Annotated in this window: 15 protein-coding genes; 5 read left to right on the forward strand and 10 right to left on the reverse strand. The window is 47.1% G+C overall.

Features of this window, described 5'->3' with window-relative positions:
- Positions 1-248 precede the first annotated feature (248 nt).
- Entirely contained in the window at positions 249-1,100 is an 852-nt protein-coding gene (fadR, locus tag BCT27_RS01690; RefSeq protein WP_102394859.1) for a fatty acid metabolism transcriptional regulator FadR, read from the forward strand.
- A 109-nt stretch (positions 1,101-1,209) separates the two neighbouring features.
- Here the strand turns inward: fadR and BCT27_RS01695 are convergent, their stop codons facing one another.
- The 5 genes from BCT27_RS01695 to gap form a co-directional block, all read right to left on the reverse strand.
- The gene (locus BCT27_RS01695; RefSeq protein ID WP_017012076.1) at positions 1,210-2,754 is read right to left on the reverse strand and encodes a SpoVR family protein; all 1,545 of its coding nucleotides are present in this window, start codon (positions 2,752-2,754) and stop codon (positions 1,210-1,212) included.
- A gap of 63 nt (positions 2,755-2,817) precedes the next feature.
- A complete protein-coding gene (locus BCT27_RS01700) occupies positions 2,818-4,089 on the reverse strand; it encodes a YeaH/YhbH family protein (protein ID WP_017012077.1) in 1,272 nt (423 codons plus the stop codon).
- A 40-nt stretch (positions 4,090-4,129) separates the two neighbouring features.
- On the reverse strand, positions 4,130-6,064 hold the full coding sequence (locus tag BCT27_RS01705) for a PrkA family serine protein kinase (RefSeq protein WP_017012078.1): 1,935 nt from the start codon (positions 6,062-6,064) through the stop codon (positions 4,130-4,132).
- Between the two features lie 405 nt (positions 6,065-6,469).
- A complete protein-coding gene (locus tag BCT27_RS01710) occupies positions 6,470-7,333 on the reverse strand; it encodes a D-hexose-6-phosphate mutarotase (RefSeq protein WP_102391130.1) in 864 nt (287 codons plus the stop codon).
- 93 nt (positions 7,334-7,426) lie between these two features.
- Positions 7,427-8,422 carry a type I glyceraldehyde-3-phosphate dehydrogenase gene (gene gap / locus BCT27_RS01715; protein WP_017012080.1) on the reverse strand — a complete coding sequence of 332 codons (996 nt, stop codon included), beginning with the start codon at positions 8,420-8,422 and terminating at the stop codon, positions 7,427-7,429.
- A 661-nt stretch (positions 8,423-9,083) separates the two neighbouring features.
- On the opposite strand from gap, the gene msrB reads away from it, so the two are divergent.
- On the forward strand, positions 9,084-9,482 hold the full coding sequence (gene msrB, locus BCT27_RS01725; protein WP_102394860.1) for a peptide-methionine (R)-S-oxide reductase MsrB: 399 nt from the start codon (positions 9,084-9,086) through the stop codon (positions 9,480-9,482).
- A gap of 141 nt (positions 9,483-9,623) precedes the next feature.
- On the opposite strand, the gene BCT27_RS01730 is transcribed toward msrB, so the two are convergent.
- Entirely contained in the window at positions 9,624-10,493 is an 870-nt protein-coding gene (locus tag BCT27_RS01730; RefSeq protein ID WP_102394861.1) for a DUF2989 domain-containing protein, read from the reverse strand.
- 172 nt (positions 10,494-10,665) lie between these two features.
- Positions 10,666-12,432, reverse strand: coding sequence for a calcium-binding protein (locus BCT27_RS01735; protein ID WP_102394862.1), 1,767 nt, complete (start codon positions 12,430-12,432; stop codon positions 10,666-10,668).
- Positions 12,433-12,910: 478 nt separating this feature from the next.
- Between BCT27_RS01735 and BCT27_RS01740 the strand changes: the two genes are divergently transcribed.
- Positions 12,911-13,195, forward strand: coding sequence for a YeaC family protein (locus tag BCT27_RS01740; RefSeq protein ID WP_102319607.1), 285 nt, complete (start codon positions 12,911-12,913; stop codon positions 13,193-13,195).
- Positions 13,196-13,287: 92 nt separating this feature from the next.
- On the opposite strand, the gene BCT27_RS01745 is transcribed toward BCT27_RS01740, so the two are convergent.
- From BCT27_RS01745 to sppA, 3 genes are all read right to left on the reverse strand, one after another.
- On the reverse strand, positions 13,288-14,862 hold the full coding sequence (locus tag BCT27_RS01745; protein WP_102394863.1) for a calcium-binding protein: 1,575 nt from the start codon (positions 14,860-14,862) through the stop codon (positions 13,288-13,290).
- A 715-nt stretch (positions 14,863-15,577) separates the two neighbouring features.
- Positions 15,578-16,588, reverse strand: coding sequence for an asparaginase (gene ansA, locus BCT27_RS01755; protein ID WP_102319605.1), 1,011 nt, complete (start codon positions 16,586-16,588; stop codon positions 15,578-15,580).
- Between the two features lie 86 nt (positions 16,589-16,674).
- On the reverse strand, positions 16,675-18,531 hold the full coding sequence (gene sppA, locus BCT27_RS01760) for a signal peptide peptidase SppA (protein ID WP_102394865.1): 1,857 nt from the start codon (positions 18,529-18,531) through the stop codon (positions 16,675-16,677).
- 268 nt (positions 18,532-18,799) lie between these two features.
- Between sppA and BCT27_RS01765 the strand changes: the two genes are divergently transcribed.
- The gene (locus BCT27_RS01765) at positions 18,800-20,809 is read left to right on the forward strand and encodes an NADPH-dependent 2,4-dienoyl-CoA reductase (RefSeq protein ID WP_102394866.1); all 2,010 of its coding nucleotides are present in this window, start codon (positions 18,800-18,802) and stop codon (positions 20,807-20,809) included.
- 92 nt (positions 20,810-20,901) lie between these two features.
- Positions 20,902-21,450: an NAD(P)H nitroreductase gene (locus BCT27_RS01770; protein WP_102394867.1), complete on the forward strand. Its 549-nt coding sequence runs from the start codon at positions 20,902-20,904 to the stop codon at positions 21,448-21,450.
- The last annotated feature ends 14 nt before the right edge of the window (positions 21,451-21,464 follow it).

Consider the following 21,464-nt stretch of genomic DNA (forward strand, 5'->3'; position numbering starts at 1 on the left):
CGATGAATTTGCGAAGCGCTTTGCGGTTTTACTCATCATATTCTGTTTTAAACAGCGCGATTTTTGTGCAACTAGACGTAGCTAACGATTGGGCATGTCGTGGTGGAAATTTCTATGTATGTGAACTGGCTCAGGCGATGTGGGTTAAATGACGTGAATCGATGTCACCGGAAGGTTTCTTGGTTGATGTGAGAAGTGGTATGATGAGTTATTAATCAGGATAAGAAGCAACTTGGATACAATACTAAATGGTTATTAAGGCTGATAGCCCGGCAACGTTTGCTGAGAAATATATAATAGAAAGTATCTGGAATGATCACTTTCCTCAGGGCTCTATTTTGCCTGCAGAGCGAGAGCTATCAGAGCTTATCGGTGTTACTCGAACAACGCTTCGCGAAGTCCTTCAACGTCTCGCCCGTGATGGCTGGTTAACCATCCAGCACGGCAAACCTACCCGTGTTAATGACTACATGAACACGTCTGGTTTAAACATCCTTGATACGCTTGTTACCCTTGAAGGTGAAGACGTTCATGGCGTTCTAGAAAACCTTCTTGCAGCTCGTACAGACATCAGCGGCGTTTACATGCGTTATGCGATGAAGAACGATGCGCAATCTTGTGCTGCTTTGATTGAAAAAGTCATTAGCCGTTGTGAGGAACTTCTTGCGAGCGATAGCTTTGCTGCGTTTGTTGATGACGTTGAAGAAAAAGCTGCGATTCAGCAAGACGTGAAAAAGATTTACGATACCTTCGGTAAGTTGGACACTGAACTGTGTGAAGCGGTTTGCCGTGGTCGCGCGTTCAACCACTTTGACTACATGTTGTTCCAAGGCATGGCCCAACGTTCAGGTAACAAAGTCTACGTATTGACCATGAATGGCATGCGTAAGATTTACTCACGTGTTGGCGGCTACTACTTCATGGATCAACGTGCCTGTGAATTGGCGCTTCAGTTCTACCGTGACCTTCTGGCGACAACACTTTCAAACAGCCATGGTGATGTGGCTGAGCGTATTAAACAGTATGGTCGTGAAAGTGGCGCGATGTGGTTCGGTAACCGCGATACCATCGCAAAACTGATGGAACAAGAAGAAGCGTAAGCGTAGTACGCCGTGTCTTTATGTGAAAACAGCAGACACGATAGAAAACGTAAAAAAAACCGCCAATTTGGCGGTTTTTTGTTTTTGTCGTTAGGCGTTTTGATCGATGTTACGTTCCTGGAATTAAATCCGGATCAAACTGCGGACGTTTTGGGCATGTCGCGATGATCTTTCCTTTCCCTTCAGGGGTTTCCTCTTCGAGTACCACTTCAAAGCCCCACAAACGATGCACATGCTTGAGCACTTCCTCGTGTGAGTTACCAAGAGGAATTCGGTTGTGCGGCACATAGCGAAGCGTCAACGCGCGATTTCCACGTAAATCTACGTCCCAAACCTGAATGTTTGGTTCATGGTTCGCCAAATTGTACTGAGCAGAAAGTCTCTCACGCAGTTGCTGATAACCTTCCTCGTTATGAATGCCTGTTACTTCAATGTAATTCTGTCTGTCATCATCATTGATGGCGAAGAATTTCATGTCGCGCATCACTTTTGGTGACAAGAACTGGCTAATGAAACTTTCATCTTTGAAATTATGCATGGCGAAATGCAGTGTTTCGAGCCAATCAGAACCAGCAATGTCAGGGAACCAGTGTTTGTCTTCTTCCGTCGGGTTCTCACAAATTCTACGAAGGTCGGTAAACATGGCAAAACCCAATGCATACGGGTTAATGCCGCTGTAGTACTTACTGTTGTATGGCGGTTGAGCAACCACGTTAGTGTGGCTATGCAAGAATTCCAAAATGAAGCGATCGCTCACCAAGCCTTCGTCATACATATGATTCAAGATGGTGTAGTGCCAGAACGTTGCCCAGCCTTCGTTCATTACCTGCGTTTGTTTCTGCGGGTAGAAATACTGGCTGACTTTACGAACAATACGAATGGCTTCGCGTTGCCACGGTTCAAGCAGTGGTGAATGCTTCTCAAAGAAATACAGGATGTTCTCCTGAGGCTCTGACGGGAAACGTTCTACTTCGACTTCGCGCTTTTTCTCGCTGGTGGGAATAGTACGCCAAAGTGCATTCACTTGGGTTTGAAGGTAATCCTCACGGGCTTTCTGGCGCGCGACTTCTTCGGCCATGGATATTTTTTGCGGGCGCTTGTAACGGTCGACACCGTAGTTCATTAAGGCATGGCAGGAATCGAGAAGTTTTTCGACTTCATCGACGCCATATTTCTCTTCGCACTCGCTGATGTAGTTTTTGGCGAAGAGCAGGTAGTCAATGATAGAGCTTGCATCTGTCCATGTTTGGAACAGGTAGTTACCTTTAAAGAAAGAATTGTGGCCATAACACGCATGCGCCATGACAAGCGCCTGCATGGTGATGGTGTTTTCTTCCATTAAGTAAGCAATACACGGGTCGGAGTTAATGACGATTTCGTACGCTAACCCCATATGACCGTGTTTGTAATTGCGCTCTGTTTCGATGAATTTTTTGCCGAATGACCAATGGCTGTAGTTGATCGGCATGCCCACACTGGAGTAGGCATCCATCATTTGCTCGGCGGTGATAATTTCAATTTGGTTGACGTAAGTATCGAGCTTGTAGTGCGCCGCTACTCGCTTGATTTCAGTGTGGTATTGGTCAAGAAGATCAAATGTCCAATCTGGCCCATCACTGAGTGTCTTATTTTTCTTCTTTGCGGAGACAGTCATCATGGTCCTCCTTGGCGTCCGAACCGAATGCGAATGCTTAGTGCGTTTGCAACAACACGCCGACTAACTTACTTGTTTCTTAAATAGCTCCCTGAAGACAGGGAAGATATCGTCGGCAGTTCGAATGTTCTGCATGGCGAAGTTTTCATAGTTTTCATCAAGCGTTTCATACTCTCGCCAAAGCGTTTGGTGCGCACGGCGTGTGATTTCGATATAGGAATAATATCTTGTCACCGGCAGCAGTTGTTTTTCGAGCAATTCACGACAGCCTGGGGAGTCATCTGCCCAGTTATCGCCATCAGATGCTTGCGCGGCATACACATTCCACTCGCTTGCGGGATAACGCGCTTTGACGATTTCATCCATTAATCGCAATGCACTGGAGACAATGGTGCCACCGGTTTCTTGCGAATAGAAAAACTCGTGCTCATCCACTTCTTTAGCTTGTGTATGGTGGCGAATAAACACCACCTCAACGCTTTTGTAAGTCCGCGTTAAGAAGAGATAGAGCAGGATATAAAAGCGCTTAGCGATGTCTTTGGTGGCTTGGTCCATTGAACCTGAGACATCCATCAAACAAAACATCACGGCCTGACTGCTTGGCTGTGGGCGTTTTTCGTAGTTTTTAAAGCGCAAATCAAAGGTGTCGATAAAAGGCACAGCTTTGATTTTGTCTTTGAGCGATTGAATTTCTTCTTCGATGCGTTTTTCTTCAAGCGGCTGAGCGGGTTCTGTCCCTTTCAGCACTTCAAGTTCTGCTTCGAGCTCTTTCACTTTGCGTCGCTTACCCGCTGACATCGCAGTACGGCGAGCCAATGAGTTTTGCAGTGAACGCACGATGGCAATATTGGATGGTACCCCTGTCGCTTTAAAACCGGAGCGATGGGTTTTGTACTCGACCAATTTGGTCATCTGGTTTTTTTGAAGATTAGGCAGTTCTAAGTCTTCAAATAGCAAATCGAGATATTCGTCTTTAGAAATCTGAAACACGAATTCGTCTTGGCCTTCGCCGTCAGGACTGGCTTGTCCCTCTCCTGCACCACCACTTCCTCCACCGCCTGGTGGGCGCTCAATGCGATCACCAGGGATGAATTGGTCGTTGCCAGGGTGGACAGCATCACGCTGTCCTCCTTTGCCTTGACGAAAGGTCGGCTCTCGGATGTCGCGAGAGGGGATAGTGATGCTCTCACCACTATCCACGTCGGTAATCGAGCGTTGGTTTACTGCATCAGCAATAGACTCTTTAATCTGTCTCTTGTGACGACGTAAGAAACGTTGTCGATTGACCGTACTCTTGTTTTTTCCGTTGAGCCGTCGATCTATAAAATGCGCCATAAGCCCCCCGTATGCTGGTTACTTCTCTGACTACGCTGAATTAAGAAGACTTACGCACGCGTAGGTACCATTCAGACAGAAGTCGCACTTGCTTGCGGGTATATCCCTTCTCCATCATACGAGCGACAAAGTCGTCGTGTTTCTTCTGTTCTTCGGTCGACGTTTTCGCATTGAAGGAGATAACAGGCAGCAGCTCTTCTGTGTTCGAGAACATTTTCTTCTCAATCACAGTGCGAAGTTTCTCGTAGCTGGTCCAGCCAGGATTCTTGCCTTCATTGTTAGCGCGAGCACGAAGCACGAAGTTAACAATTTCATTTCGGAAGTCTTTAGGGTTACTGATCCCTGCTGGCTTCTCGATTTTTTCCAGTTCACTGTTCAATGCGGAGCGGTCGAACAATTGGCCGGTGTCTGGATCGCGGTACTCTTGGTCTTGGATCCAGAAGTCTGCGTAGGTCACGTAACGGTCAAAGATGTTTTGACCGTACTCAGAGTATGACTCGAGGTAAGCGGTTTGAATTTCTTTGCCAATGAACTCGACGTACTTAGGAATCAAGTAGCCTTTGAGGTTTTCTAGGTACTTCTCTGCCATTTCTTGCGGGAACTGCTCACGTTCAATTTGCTGTTCGAGTACATAAAACAGGTGCACAGGGTTAGCCGCGACTTCGGAATGGTCGAAGTTAAATACTCGTGACAGGATCTTAAAGGCGAAGCGTGTAGACAGGCCGTTCATGCCTTCGTCAACGCCCGCATAGTCACGGTATTCTTGGTAAGACTTGGCTTTTGGATCTGTGTCTTTCAGTGTTTCACCGTCGTACACACGCATCTTCGAGAAGATGCTGGAGTTTTCAGGCTCTTTCAGACGAGAAAGGACACTGAAGCGCGCAAGAATATCGAGCGTGCTTGGTGAACAAGGTGCTGACGAAAGTTCGCTGCTTTCCAATAGCTTGTCGTAAATCTTCATCTCTTCTGAGACGCGCAAGCAGTAAGGGACTTTCACGATGTAAACACGGTCAAGGAACGCTTCGTTGTTTTTGTTGTTTCGGAATGTCTGCCACTCAGATTCGTTTGAGTGCGCCAGAATCATGCCGTCAAATGGCAATGCTGACAGGCCTTCGGTACCGTTGTAGTTACCCTCTTGTGTGGCTGTTAGCAGTGGGTGAAGCACTTTGATCGGTGCTTTAAACATCTCGACGAATTCCATCAAGCCTTGGTTGGCTTTACACAGCGCACCGGAGTAGCTGTATGCATCAGGGTCGTCTTGGGCGAAATGTTCGAGTTGTCGGATGTCGACTTTACCGACCAAGGACGAGATGTCTTGGTTGTTTTCATCGCCGGGCTCGGTTTTGGCTACGGCCACTTGGTCTAAGATTGAAGGACGAACTTTCACCACGCGGAATTTGCTGATGTCGCCGCCGAATTCGTGCAGACGCTTAGCAGCCCAAGGTGACATGATGGAACGAACATAACGTTGTGAAATGCCATACTCACTTTCAAGTAGTGCACCGTCTTCAACAACATCGAATAAACAGAAAGGATGATCGTTCACTGGGCTGCGTTCGCCGTTTGCTGTCAGAATGTACACAGGCACTTTCTGCATCAGGCTTTTTAGTTTTTCAGCCAGCGAGGATTTACCACCACCAACAGGACCAAGGAGATACAAGATCTGCTTACGTTCTTCAAGGCCTTGGGCGGCGTGTTTAAGGTAAGAAACGATTTGTTCTATGGCTTCTTCCATGCCGTAGAAATCTTCGAAGGTTTTGTAGCGCGAGATGACTCGGTTTGAAAAGAGGCGACTTAAACGTGGTTCTAACGCCGTATCAATCATCTCGGGTTCACCGATTGCCATTAACAAGCGTTCAGCCGCGTTGGCGTAAACACTGCGATCTTCCCGGCAAAGGTCCAGAAACTCTTGAAGGCTCAGCTCTTCGTCTTTCGCTTCTTCGTAGCGCTGACGATAGTGGTCGAAAATACTCATGGTCCTGCCCCCTAAATCGTACTGTTAACATTAAGAAAGGATATCGGCGCAGTCGCTTTCATATCCTCACTAATTTAAGACTAGTACCAACTGATCAATTTGCTTGGTTGAATTACTTGTTTTTTCGATATTTTTCCCTTTTGTGATAAGGCTTTGTATTCGGTATGTAACTTTTGCCAGCCGCAATTGTCATTGTGTATTTCGTTGATTGAAGCGGGAAAATCTAAATGTTGAGACGGCAACAGAGGAATTTGCTGTTTGATGAGGGCGGTGTTGGCTGTGGGATTTTTGGAACAAAGTAATAAAAAAGAGGGACAAGGTAACAAAAAAGGAAAAACCGAAGCAGGGTGCTTCGGTTTTGTCATTTGCGTGGCAGGCGGCGTTTTGCCGTCGCTTTGTGCGCGGTTAGCAGCTTACAATTTTTGTTGAAAGCGTATGCGTCTCGCCAGCATTCAATGTCACGCTGCGATCATGTACCGCAGACTCCACACACACCATGGTTTCATAGCTGTTATCTGCCATGTCACCCATGCTGATTGACAGTGCTTTCCAAGGGTTCCACACAACCACGCCATTGTTACCACCGTTGATCACGTTAAGGCGACGCTGCAGGGCAGGATCGTCTACGACGACCGTTTCGTCTGCGTGCGGGTAAATGCGGTCAACTTCTTGATCAAATTGTGTGTTACCTGCGCTTGGCTTACGCACGCCACCTTCAATGTATTCGTTACCGAGGCTCGATACTGTGGTTGTGGTGATGTCACCAATGTTGAGGTAAGTGTGCAGTGCGCCGCCCAGTTGGAACGGTGTATCGCCTGTGTTGGTACTGACCAGTTTCACATCTAGCGTGTCAGCCACTTCAATGAGGAGTTCTGCCTTGAATGCATGTGGCCAAATCGCGCGGGTTTCCGCTGAGTCTTGCAGCGTTAGGCTGATGATCACGCCTTCATCGTTTTCACGATGTTCGTTGAGTGTCCACTCGCTGGTGCGGGCGAAGCCATGAGATGGTTCAGCCGCTTTACCAAACCAAGGCCAACAGACTGGAATGCCACCTCGAATGGCTTTGCTGCCGCCAAAGTCAGCGTTCTCGCTCATCCAAATGGTATCTTTCTTACCAGTAGGCTGAAAGCTAAGTACGTGAGCACCAAAGAGAGAAATCGCCGCGGTTGCTTTTGGATGAATAACGCGAACAACTTTGATGCCGTCCAATTCGCAAACGGTAACATAGTCAGAGAGTACAGCAAGGGTAGGGAGCTGTTTAACGTCCATGAAGCATGCCTTCTGAATGTGAAATTTAGGTACAAAAAAGGCGGCCATTAAGCCGCCTTTTGTCACTCATGCCTTAACGGCAATCCGGAATGATTACTTAGAGATGTGAGCAACCAGGTCCAGAACTTTGTTTGAGTAACCGATTTCGTTGTCGTACCAAGATACAACTTTAACGAATTTGTCAGTCAGAGCAACACCTGCTTTCGCATCGAATACTGAAGTTTGAACTTCACCGATGAAGTCTTGAGATACAACTTCGTCTTCAGTGTAGCCAAGAACGCCAGCCATTTCGCCTTCTGAAGCAGCTTTCATTGCCGCACAGATTTCTGCGTAAGTAGCAGCTTCTTTCAGGTTAACAGTCAGGTCAACAACAGAAACGTTTGCAGTTGGTACGCGGAAAGCCATACCAGTCAGTTTGCCGTTTAGTTCTGGAAGAACTACGCCAACTGCTTTAGCTGCGCCAGTTGATGATGGGATGATGTTCTGAGAAGCACCACGACCACCACGCCAGTCTTTCGCAGAAGGACCGTCAACAGTTTTCTGAGTTGCAGTAGTAGCGTGAACAGTAGTCATAAGACCAGATTCGATGCCCCACTTGTCGTTCAGTACTTTCGCGATAGGCGCAAGACAGTTGGTAGTACAAGAAGCGTTAGAAACGATGTCTTGACCAGCGTAAGAAGCGTGGTTAACGCCCATTACGAACATTGGCGTTGCGTCTTTAGAAGGACCAGTTAGAACAACTTTCTTCGCACCAGCAGTGATGTGTTGGCGTGCAGTTTCGTCAGTCAGGAAGATACCAGTTGCTTCAGCAACAACATCAACACCTACTGCGTCCCACTGAAGTTCAGTTGGGTTACGTTCTGCAGTTACACGTACGGTTTTACCGTTAACAACCAAGTTACCGTCTACAACTTCAACAGTACCGTTGAAACGGCCGTGAGTTGAGTCGTACTTCAGCATGTACGCCATGTAATCAACGTCGATCAGGTCGTTGATTGCTACAACTTCGATGTCGTTACGCTCAACAGATGCACGGAAAACGAAACGGCCGATACGGCCAAAACCGTTAATACCTACTTTGATAGTCATTATGTTGCTCCACAACTTAATATCTAGTGAAAGGAAATTGGTAGTAAAATTACAGAATCGGTATCCCCCATGCAAGCGAAAAACCGATCTAAATTGCGTAAAGTCAAAATTTAGTACGGATTATTTTTACATCACCCAAACAAATTTTGTGTTTCCTGTTGGAAAAGTTGAATTTATTGGGGCCAATGACACGATGACTGATTTTTGAACATTGCGCACTGAAATGCATACAGCACATAAAACGTACGCAAATCGGTATATCGAAAAGTATGGTGAGAATAGTGCGATGCTTGAGTGCGAAATTTGAGAATTGGAACGAGTTACAAGTTAATCCATGCACAGGCTATTTTGCGGTGTTACTCACGAACATTATGCGTCGTTGAGGTCAAATGAATGTCGCTCGAATGCATTCACCTCGTTGCATTATTAGAAAGACACACTTAAGTCGTTAGAACTCAAAACAATGACGGTGGACGCAAAGAGGCTCTTTAAACTGACGATACGTCAATTTGTACTCAGCTTTGGGTTCATTCATAGAAAGGATCATGCGCTTGATCACATCTATGCGTGCGAATGCTTATTGTCTGCACGAGAACTGTTTTAAATAGGAGACTAACTGATGCTTCGGCACGAATAAATGCATTCAACACAGGGAGTAAAGATGACAAAGGGCGGCGATGATAAGTGGAAAGCATCACTTTCTGAGTTGGCTTATAAGGTTTGTCGCTTGGGGCACACAGAGCCAGCATATAGCGGAGCCTTACTCCATAATCACCGATTTGGGTCTTACCATTGCATCTGTTGCAATCAGCGATTATTTGATTCGAACACTAAATTTGATTCTGGGTGCGGTTGGCCGAGTTTTGATGCAGCAATTGAAGGCACTGTTCGCTATGTGGCAGATAATAGCCATGGCATGGTAAGAACGGAAATTCGTTGTGTTCAATGTGACAGTCATTTGGGGCATGTATTTGATGATGGCCCAACGAGCACGGGTCAACGCTATTGCGTGAATTCAGTTTCCATGCAGTTTGATGGCGCATTTCCCTCCGACCAATAACGTCATGTGATTTTCGGTGAAATAAAAAAGCGAACGGCAAACGTTCGCTTTTTTGTTGTGTCCTGTCAGTGTCTTTTATTAATGTGCGTGTCCCATTGTGGTGCTGCACTATTAATCAGAGAAAAGAGTGCGTCTTAGAAACTATTCTTTCTTGTTATCAATGATGGCTAATGTGCTTAATAAACCCGTATTAAAATCACCATCTTCAATGGCGCTCGCAATGTCGCCTGCAATGTCTGAAATTTGATCACGTCTCGCGTCTTCCATCGGATAGAGCAATTTCAACTGTGCTTGCTTCGCAACGGGAAGATCCATTTCTGAGCCGACCAATGCCCATAGGTAAGCAATGTCCAAGTTGCCGAGTGAGTGGTTTGCTGTTGCCAGCGATTTGATGGCTTCTGGGACAGTTTTGTCTCGTGTTTTTCCTGCTCGGCCATCGTAAAGTGTCAATGACTTTTGTAGTAGGTCAATGGTGTGAAGCTTGTCTTTATCGACGTAGTATGTGGCAAGGCCGAGTTGTAGTTCTGGTGTGTCGAGGTACTCGGTTTCTTCTAGCTTTAAGAATTGCTCTAACGCTTCGTTATCACCCTGAGTCCAACGGTAATAGATGATTGAGGGTTGATAAGAGCTTTTCAGTTCCTGTTCAAGACGCTCAATGGAATCGAAGGCGTGAAACAATGCTTCTGTACGGAGTGTCTTTTTTGCTTTTAGTGTGGTTGTCTCGATCTGTGCGACGAGCTCCATACACCTTGCATATTTCTTGGTGAGCATTAGCTCATCGAACTTATTGAGATCGGACGGTTTCTTGGTGACGTTAAAACGCTTCCAGATGAGGTCGGTGCGTTCATGACGGCATTGACCATCTTGCACATTGAGCTTGGCGCAAATTGAAGGGTTGTTTTCACAAAGTTGAGCGGTGCTGCGGTTACTCTCAAAGCAGCCTGTGACCAGTAACGTACTACATACGGTAACGGCGAGTTTGATGCTGAATTTGGCTCGACTTATCTTCATTCCGTGAAATGCTCTTCTGTTTTTAAATCGGGACACAAGACTTATAACATAAACACTTCTTCTTAGTTTATCTCCAATTTCGGCCTTTTGCGTGACCACGCAAAGAGAAAAAAAGGCCAGCGTGATGCTGACCTTCCTCTTGCTTACGGATTTTATCTGAATTTATAGACCGTTATACGATATCCGTTCCGAGGTAAGTAATATTCTCTGCGTCGGTCCAAATCGTGATTTGATCGTCACTGAACTGGTCATCAAACACATAAGCCTGAAGATCGCTGACTTGCGCGTTGGTTAGCCCCATCTTTTCTATCATTGCGGGGGTTATATCAGCGTTTGATGTTGCAGATGCATTGTATGCCCAATTGACACCCGTTAGGTTCAACGTGTCGTCACCATCCCCCAACCAAGCAACAAAACCCTGCCAGTCGTCATTGTTTGTATCGTCAGATTGCTGATCAATAGAGTGTGTATTGATAGTGACAGTTTGATCATTGCTGCCACCAACTACGGCTTCGATACCCGCAATGACATTACCACCCACACTCGGTGTTGTTTGATAGGCATCTCCAGTGAAATCAACATGCTGTTCGCCTTCGACTGTGAGTGTGTCAAAGCCAGTTGAAGCATTGTAGATACTCTGGTTTATTTGTTTGCCACTGCTCAGAGTTTGAATTTGCCCCTCAAAGTCATCTTGGTCAAAAACCAGTGTGTCTGAGAAAGTACTGCCACGGAGAATATCGGCTCCTTCTTGTCCATCAAGAAAATTGTCCATACTCCGCCAACCTGCGAAAAGGTAATCGTCGCCTTGTCCACCCAGTAAAGTATTGCTGCCAAGTGTTCCATAGATTTCGTCGTTACCATCACCACCATCGAGGAAATCATTTCCTGATTTACCGATTAGGATGTCATCCCCATCTTCGCCGTAAATTTCATCGTTGCCTGCACCGCCGCGTAGATCGTCGTTACCATCACCACCGTATATTTCATCGTCATCTCGACCGCCAAACACGAGGTCATCGCCATCGCCCGTATCGATATAATTGCTGCCAGCGGTACCATGAACTTCATCGTCCCCTTGGTCCGCCCAGACTTCATCATCGCCCGCGCCAGCAACAATGGTGTCATCGCCGTCTTGACCGAAGATCAGGTCGTCACCATCACCGCCATCCAGAGTGTCGTTACCGCGTCCGCCGCGCAGTTCGTCATCACCAGCCCCGCCTTCTAACGTGTCGTCACCATTTTGGCCGAACAGCCGGTCGTCGCCGTTTCCACCGTGAATGAGGTCGTCGCCGTCCTCACCCCACATTCTGTCGTCACCTTCGCCACCTGAAAGTACGTCGTTACCATCGCCGCCTATCAGAGAGTCATCCCCGCCTTCACCATAAAGGCGATCATCGCCGTCATAGCCATAAAGGGAATCATTGCCGCCAATGGTTGGATCGCCAGTGATTTGTTCTACCTCTATGGAGACAGAAGAGGACGGTATGTTGGTTTCTACGTCGTTTAGGACGAGAGGGCGCCACTCGAACCCAGGTCTGTCAGCGACAGGTAGTGAGAAAAAGACAAGGGTTGTGCCATTGGCGACATTGATATCAATGGCACTGGTGTCTTGCGCGGTGGCCGTTGATTCGACGAGGATTTTTGTGCTCAACACATTGCCGCTGCTATCTAAAACGGCGTAGCCGACACTTTTATCATCGCCAGAAGGAAATGAAAACTGTGACAAATGTACTGACAGAACAGTCTCACTAGAGATACTGTAACTGCCATCAGAATTTTGCGAGAGTTGAGAAATCTGACTGCTTGACGAATCGCCATAAACAACGTCATCGCCTTCATAGGCTCGAAGGGTGTCATTTCCTTCAAGGCCATAGATGAGGTCGTCGTCGGTTGTACCGTCGAGCATGTTTGCGGCGTTATCGCCAGTGATCGTAGCCATGGGTTTTACCTTTTAATGGGCGCTTTCAACAATAAATAGTGCGCACAGAACCGTTCAAATTACGCATTGACGTTGTGCAAAATTACGGGGGGTAAAACCTACAGTCTTTGATTATTTTTATGTGCGATGAATTGAACACATTTGCTGATGACAAGTGAGGCATTCATCGTCAATTGGATAAACACGTTTTATTGAAACGAGTTTCTCTACACCCTCGATAATATGGTGATACGGTGGCAAAAGCTGAGCAATGTCACAAGACTATGGCTGTCTATTAATAAGAAAATCAGTACTATTAGGGTTGAGAGACATGCTGATCCTCGCGCAAAGCATGATCAAAATATGAGATCTTCATTCAAAAAAGAATGGGTTTCAAACAAGACGCAATCATGAAATATTTGGTGTAAAGTAATCCAAATAGTGGCCTCATGCGTTGATTAATGCGAGATGTAGAACCAAGGGAAGGTGCAAAATAAAAATGGATATCGAACAACTACTAGAAAGCATCACACCTGAAGCATTTGAACGATTAAATTATGCTGTTGCAACGGGAAAATGGCCGGAAGGTACACCTCTGACTCAAGAACAGCGTGACAATGCAATGCAAGTGGTCATGTTGTACCAATCGCGCAATAACACTGACCCTCAGCACATGTCTGTGGCAGCGGGTGGAGACATCAAGCTCAAGTCAAAGAGTGAATTAAAGCGTGATTTTTCGCCTGCGCAAGAAACCATTGTTCAGGTGAAAGCATCTGACGATTAATCGGTGCTTTTTTCATTCTTAAAGATGAAAAAAACGGCCCGGATGGGCCGTTTGTTGTTACTAGCTTTTTATCACAATAAGATCGTCGTCAATTAAACGATATCAATACCGGATTGCGTAACGTGTTCAGCGTCCGTCCAAACAGTAATCTGTGAATTGCTGTTGAAGTCGAAAGTGAAAACGTATGCTTGAAGGTCGGCAACTTCACCTGCAGTCAGGCCCATTTGCTGAATCATCTCTGGCGAGATATCAGCATTAGACACGCCTGCTGCATCGTAGCTCCAATTCGCACCAACGAGGTTCAAGGTGTCATCACCTTCACCAAGGTACGCGACAAAACCATCCCAGTTGCTTAGGTCGATGTCATCAGACTGCGCAAAAATGGCGGATTCGTTCACCGTGATAGTCTGGTCACCCGCATCGCCGATGACGGCTTCAACACCTGAAATGACGTTACCAGTAATGCTCGCATCTGATTGATACTCTGCACCAGTAAAGTCAGCATGAACGTCACCGTTTACTTTGAGAGTGTCGAAACTTGTTGCTGCGTTGTATAACTTCACATTCACTTCTTGGCCGAATCTATTAGTAAACGTGCTGCCATCAAAATCATTCACATCAAAAATTAATGTGTCACTTCCAATGCCACCAACGTAAGTATCAACCCCGGCGCCCCCGTCAAGTAAGTTCTCATGGCCATTGCCTGCAGACAGATGATCGTTGCCTTCACCGCCGAGCAGAGTATTGCTACCAATGCTACCAAATAGGCGATCATCTCCGGCACCGCCGTCGAGAGTATCGTTTCCTTCTTTGCCGTGCAGAACGTCATCGCCGTCACCACCGTAAATGGTGTCGTCACCCTGGCCGCCACGAATGTTATCTTGACCTTCGTCACCATACAGTTCGTCATCACCCTGGCCACCGAAGATCAGGTCATTACCTTCTCCGCCAGAGATGGTATCTTCACCAAGACCACCGTAAACCTTATCATCACCGCCTTCCGCTGAGATAACATCATCATCAGGTTGGTTTGGTAGGAATTGATTTACATAAACATCAAAGGTGGTATCAACGAAATCACCACGGCCTAAATTCCAACGGTCATCCCAGATACTGGTATCACCGTCAATCTGTTCATGATCTTGACCATCACCGTTTTCGTTTTCCTGAGAAACATAAACGATAGATTCAATCGCACCTTGGGTAACAATTGGGATTTGGCCTGAGATATCAAGATCAACCTCACCTTCAACATAGCCTTGAGAAGCGCCGTCAGGGATAAGGAAAAGACTGAGTGACGTTGCACCTTCTGTGTCAACACTGAAGATAGTCGCGGAGGTTGCAGTTTGTGCATTGGCAGCAAGTACTTCAGCGCTCAACACATTACCATCACTATCGAGGAGGAAATATCCAACAGTATTGTTGAATTCAGTGTCGTTGGTGAAATTCGATAGGCTGATATTAAATGTATCACCCTCACTGACATCGTAAGTTCCGTCAGCGTTTCGTGCGCTCGGAGACGCGCCATTAGCTAACTCGCCGCCGATAATGAGATCATTCCCATCACCACCGTTGAGAATATCATCCCCCTCCAACCCATAGATGGTGTCGTCGGTAGAAGTGCCGTTTAACGTATCGTTTTGGTTAGTACCAATAATAGAAGCCATTTTTCATTGCCCTGTGTATAGATAGAGCCGAAGCTCTGCAACTGACATTCATCGAAAATCCCAACACCGTTTATGTCCGTCATCGCGATGAGATCGCGATGCGATTATTCGCCTTGCAGTCGACGCTTTATGTTGTGTTGAGTGAGAAAGGTACTGAGAAGACCGACGACTATCTGGCCTTGTACCTAGGGAGAATGTAAATGTACGAATTTCTATGACAAGCGATGAGCTGTGAATTAAGTGGAATATGGAAGATAGTCTGATGTAAGTGTGACCAGATATTTTCTTAAAGTATGTAATACCGTATATGGAAAGTGCTAATAAAGAGGGGATAGGGCGATATGGGAATGGGTCTCACTTCCCCGATTTTCCGCGGTTTTTTGCCAGAAAATGCATTTAATTCGTTGTAAAACGACCGTGTCTGGAATTTATTTCAGGCCTTTCTCTGTAGTATGTTTTGTACAATAATCTGAATTGCTAATGTACGTTTATTTGTACATTAATGCGATGTGACATGGGAAAGGGGTTCGAACGAATTGGGCACATTTATTCATACACCCATGGTCAGTGTAGGGGCAATGTTAAAAATAGGAATGATGTGAGAAATGGGGACAATGTGAGAAATAGCGGCAATGTTCGGAAAGTGAAGAACGAGTGTGCAAAGCAAAAAGCCAGCAGAATACTGCTGGCTTTGGGTGTGCGTTAACGAGGTTGCTTAGTGGGTTAATTCGCCACGAAGGTCTTGTTGCAGCATGGTACGAGTGATATCCATTGGCAGATTCTGGCTTAACAAATAATGCAGTTTTGCCAATGCAGCTTCTGGGGTCATGTCATAACCGCTTAGCACGCCAGCTTCTGCAAGCGCACAGCCTGTGGCATAGCCACCCATGTTTACTTTACCGGCAAGACATTGTGTGAGGTTTAGAACAATGACGCCGCGTTGAGTCGCTTCTTTCAGTAAGCCCAATAGTTCTGCATTTTGTGGGGCGTTACCAACACCAAATGTCAGTAATATCATGGCATTGACCGGTTGCTTTAGTGCATTGCTTATCACATCCGGTGAGATACCCGGGTACATCATGATGATGGCGACAGGTTGCTCTGTGATGGTATGAACCTTAAACGCTCCTTCTGGCTTTTTATCAATCTCCGCACCGTGAAGTTGAATATTGATACCTGCTTCAAGCAGGGAAGGCAGATTTGGCGACGTGAAAGCGTTAAAGCCATCAGCATGAGATTTGGTGCTGCGGTTGCCACGAAGTAATTGGTTGTTGAAGAACAATGTGACTTCGTTAATCGGGTAATTTGCGGCGATATGCAGAGAATTTAGCAAGTTGGCTTGGCCATCGGAACGAAGTTCAGCCAAAGGGATTTGTGACCCTGTTACGATAACGGGCTTATCCAAATTCTCTAGCATGAAAGAAAGCGCTGATGACGTGTACGCCATGGTGTCAGTACCATGCAAGATCACGAAGCCATCATACTTGTCGTAGTTGTCGCGGATATCGTCAGCAATGCGTTGCCAATCCGCTGGCGTCATGTCTGCAGAATCAATGAGTGGACTGTACTCATGGATCGTGAATTCAGGCATTTCTGGGCGATGGAATTCAGGCATTTGCTTCAGCTGTTCTTGCATAAAGCCAGACACTGGAATGTATCCCTGTTCAGATTTAAGCATGCCGATCGTGCCGCCTGTATAGGCGATGTAAATATGTTTTCTTTCCATCTTCACAAATTCAATGTTGCCGAGGTAGTGGCGGCATTATACGTACCAGTGGCGCGAAAAAAACCCCGGCACTTGCCGGGGAGTTCTCAGTTTTCGAAATAGCGGCAACTTGGACACAGGGCATAGCGTCCATTTGGATCGTTGAGGTTAGTTAAATTGTTGATTTCTGATGCCGCAGCGTTAGCAAACTGTTCAAATGCTGGTGGCAATACCGACGCAGTATCAAGACCGACAAAAACCAAGGTTTGATTGATCATGTCATAAATAAATTGCTGCGCAGGGGTCAGAGGTTCTTCCATCCAATCTAACGAGTAATCGGTAATGCCTGCTAATTCTGCTGCAACAGAAATGGCATCGTCAAAATCGCCCATCTGATCGACCAGCCCGCGCTTCATCGCGTCATAACCGGTCCAAACGCGACCTTGAGCCACCTGATCGACATCTTCAACGGATAGGTTTCGCTGGCTTGCTACGAGCTGAATAAAGCGTTGGTAACCATTTTCGATGCCAAGCTGCATGATTTCACTGACTTCTTCAGGCAAGGCGCGTGTAACACCAACGCCCGCAAGTGGCGTTGTACCAATACCGTCGTTGTAGACACCATATTTTGCTAGCGCATCTTCAAAGGTAGTCAAAATGCCAAAAATACCAATAGAGCCAGTAATGGTGGTAGGCTGTGCCAAAATGCGGTTGGCGCTGGTGGATATCCAATAACCGCCAGATGCCGCAACACTCGACATAGAAATCACAACAGGCTTACCCGCCTCTTTTAGTGCTTCTACTTCATTGCGGATCACTTCAGAGGCAAATGCACTGCCGCCTGGGCTATCAACACGAAGCACGACGGCTTTCACTGCATCGTCCAAACGTGCTTCACGGAGCAGCGCGGCGGTGGTGTCGCCACCCACTGTGCCTTCTCGCTCATAGCCATCAATGATGGCACCGCTAGCAACAACCACGGCAATTTGGTCTGCCTTCGGTAACGTGAAATCGTTGGCGTTGTAATCGTAAATGCTGACGTAGTTAAAGCTGTCATCCCCGTCGCTACCAAATGTTTCGGCCAGCTTGGTTCGGATTTGTTGGCGTGTCACCAACGCATCAACCAAGCCTAGGTTTTGAGAAAGCTTGGCGAAATCGCCATTTGCTGCCTTGATGGCGCTGAGCAAGGTTGCAGAATCCGGCGAAATGGATTCGACCGTCACACCACGGTTCATGGCGATATCGTCAACGAATGCCCCCCAAAGCTGATTGAGCCAAACCGCGTTGGCTTCGCGTGCTTGTTCCGACATCTCAGTGCGCGTGTAGGGTTCTACAAATGATTTGTAGGTACCGACGCGGAACACATGGGTGTTGATATCGAGGTTTTTCAACAAATCTTTGAAGTAAAGGTTGTACGTGCCATAGCCGCGCAGCAACACTGCGCCGTCTGGCGACATCATGATCTCGTCAGCATAGCTGGCAAGGTAATATTGGCTTTGGTTGTAGTGCCCGCCAATCGCCACCACGGATTTCCCGGCCGCTTTAAACTCGTTAATTGCTTTCGCAATGTACCGCAGTTTAGTGAGGCTAGTTTCTGACATGTCGGACAAACTCAGTACCATGCCGTTGATCTTGTCATCTTTGGCGGCGGCACGAATTTGATCGACAACATCAAACAGCACGGTTTCAACTTCTACCGAGCGGCCAATGAGGTTTTGGGTGGCAATGTCATAGGGATCTAAGCGACGCTGTTTTTCAACAATCGGGCCTGAAATATCAACGAGCAGAGCGCGAGCAGGTTGATCGGTTGGTGTTGGTAACTCTGCATCTTCAATCGTAAAGGCAAAGTAAATAGCAACGAGTAGACCAATAAAAAGCACGTTGAGTATTAACTGACGTGCAAACCCCAATATCTTCCAACACCACTTCAAGATGGTGCCTAGAAACTTAAAAAGCATTTTCATGAATGATTCCAGCGACTTTCCCTAGACATAATCGTAACGAATCCTATTTGGAATGCTAGGGTCTGAGGGTTTTTGATAGCACTATTCTACATAAACCGTCGGCAAGACCTCATAAAAGTCTATGTAATTAGATAAAAAATCCTCTACGCCGTGCCTTCGGTGCTGGTATTTGATCGGTGTTGTAAAAATGTAAACAAACGTTTGAATTTTTGGTTTTGCAGGCTTATCTTGGTCGGACCAGAACTCATAATAAGAATGGAAGCGCCTAATGAATTCGCCTTACCCTCACTTGCTCGCTCCACTGGATCTTGGTTTTACCCAGTTGAAAAACCGTGTGTTGATGGGTTCCATGCACACCGGGCTGGAAGAATCTAACGATGGGTTTAAAAAGCTCTCTGCCTTTTATGCTGAGCGTGCCAAAGGGGGTGTCGGGCTCATTGTTACAGGGGGCTTTTCGCCAAATTTCCGTGGCCGATTGCACCCACTCAGTGCGCAGTTCAGCAGCGGTAGAGCGGCGAGGGCACACCGAAACATTACGGATGCTGTTCATGAAAATGGCGGGAAGATCGCCCTTCAACTCCTTCATGCTGGGCGTTATGCCATGCATCCTTTTGCGTTAAGTGCTTCCGAGGTGCGTTCACCGATTTCTAAATTTGCACCTTCTGAAATGAGTGAACGCCAAATCAGAAACACGATCAGTGATTTCGCGAAGAGTTCAGAACTTGCGCGTGAAGCGGGGTACGACGGCGTTGAAATCATGGGTTCTGAGGGCTATTTGATTAACCAATTCATCTGTAAGCGCTCAAATAACCGTTACGACGCATGGGGCGGCAGCTATGCGAACCGCTCACGTTTCCCGATTGAAATCGTGAAAGCAGTGCGTGAGCGAGTGGGGAAAGATTTCATCATTATTTTCCGACTTTCCATGCTGGATTTGGTGGAACAGGGCAGCACGCATGATGAAGTGGTTGAATTGGCCAAAGCCCTCGAAGCGGCAGGCGTGACCATTTTAAACACCGGTATCGGTTGGCACGAAGCCCGTGTTCCTACCATTGCAACCCAAGTACCGCGCGCGGCGTTCAGTTGGGTCACTGAAAGATTGAAAGGGGAGGTTAATATTCCTCTCGTGACCTGTAACCGCATTAACACGCCAGAAGTGGGCGAATCGATTTTGTCGAGCGGGCAGGCCGATATGGTTTCGATGGCGCGCCCTTTCCTAGCGGATGCCAACTTTGTGGTGAAGGCCGAAGCAGATCGCTCGGACGACATCAATACATGTATTGCGTGTAATCAGGCATGCCTTGACCATGTGTTTAAAGGCAAGCGCGCGAGCTGCCTGGTTAACCCACAAGCGTGTTATGAAACAGAACTGGTGGTTGCACCTGCGACTGCCAAACGAAAAGTTGCTGTGGTCGGCGGCGGCATGGCCGGTATGTCCTGCGCTGTGACGGCGGCCGAGCGTGGCTTTGATGTTGTGTTGTTTGAAAAAGCCCCTCAGCTAGGCGGCCAGTTCAATCTTGCTATGCAAATCCCCGGTAAAGAAGAATTCAAGGAATCAATCCGATACTTCACGCGTCGCGTTGAGCAGTGTGGCATTGACGTTCGCTTGAATACCGAAGTGAATGCGGAATCGCTCGATGGGTTTGATGAGGTGGTGATCGCCACAGGCGTGAAACCGAGAATGCCAAACATTCCGGGTATTGATCACGAGAAAGCCATCGATTACCAAACGTTTATTCGCGAGCAGCCTGAGTTGGGCGGACGCATTGCGATTGTCGGTGCTGGCGGTATTGGTATTGATGTCGCGACCATGATCACTGAACCTGAAGATCAAACCTTGGATGAGTGGCTGCAAGATTGGGGCATTGATAAATCGTTGTCTCATGAGGGCGGGTTACTTCCTGCGCCACATTATGTTGCCCAACGCCAAGTGTGGCTGTTGCAACGTCGCCAAGGACGTGTTGGTAAAGGCCCGGGTAAAACGACAGGCTGGATCCACCGTAAGACGTTGGAAAAACGCGGTGTGGAACTGCTCGGCGGAGTAAGTTACGAAAAGATAGATGATGCAGGTTTGCACATTACCTTGGAAGGGCAAGAGCACATTCTTCCTGCGGATCATGTCATCATTTGTGCCGGTCAAGAATCGGTTAATGGGTTGGTGGCTGAGCTCGAAACCAAGGGCATTAATGCACACATTATTGGTGGCGCAGAAAAGGCCGGAGAGCTTGATGCAAAACGCGCGATTCGACAAGGTGTTGAGCTCGCAATCACGCTTTAAACGTTCGATATAAATCCGCAAAAGCCAGAGGGAAATATCCTTCTGGCTTTGTGTTATCTTGAGGGTAATTGTTTTCTTAAATTGGATCATTCATGGACGCTTTAAGCCTACTGACACAACGTCGCTCTATCCCTCGTCTTTCTGAGCCAGCGCCATCCGGCGATGCCCTAAACAACATGATTGCTGCGGGGCTTCGTGCTCCCGACCATGGCGGATTAACGCCTTGGCAATTTGTGGTGGCGACAGGCGAAGGGTTGGAGACGCTTTCTGACATTTTGAAACGTGCCGCTGAATCCGAAAACGCCGAAGACGCTGTGGTTGAAAAAGCGATGAAATCGCCGTTTCGTGCGCCCATGGTGATCACTGTCATCGCTCGCACCAAACAGCATGACAAAGTCCCTGTGATTGAACAGCACATTTCTGCGGGTTGTGCTGCTCAGGCGATGCAAATGGCGGCGGTGGCTCAGGGCTTCCAAGGATTTTGGCGAACAGGGAAGTGGGCGTATCACCCTGTCGTACGTGAAGCGTTTGATGTGTCCGGTGATGATGAAATCGTTGGCTTTTTGTATGTAGGAACACCGGGGTGCGAGCCTGCCAATCCACCTAAGCGTGACACCGACAAATACGTTACCTTCCTGTGATCTTCTGAATCCAA

Source organism: Enterovibrio norvegicus (genome assembly GCF_002876705.1).
In the GTDB taxonomy this organism is placed as follows: Bacteria; Pseudomonadota; Gammaproteobacteria; order Enterobacterales; family Vibrionaceae; genus Enterovibrio; species Enterovibrio norvegicus_B.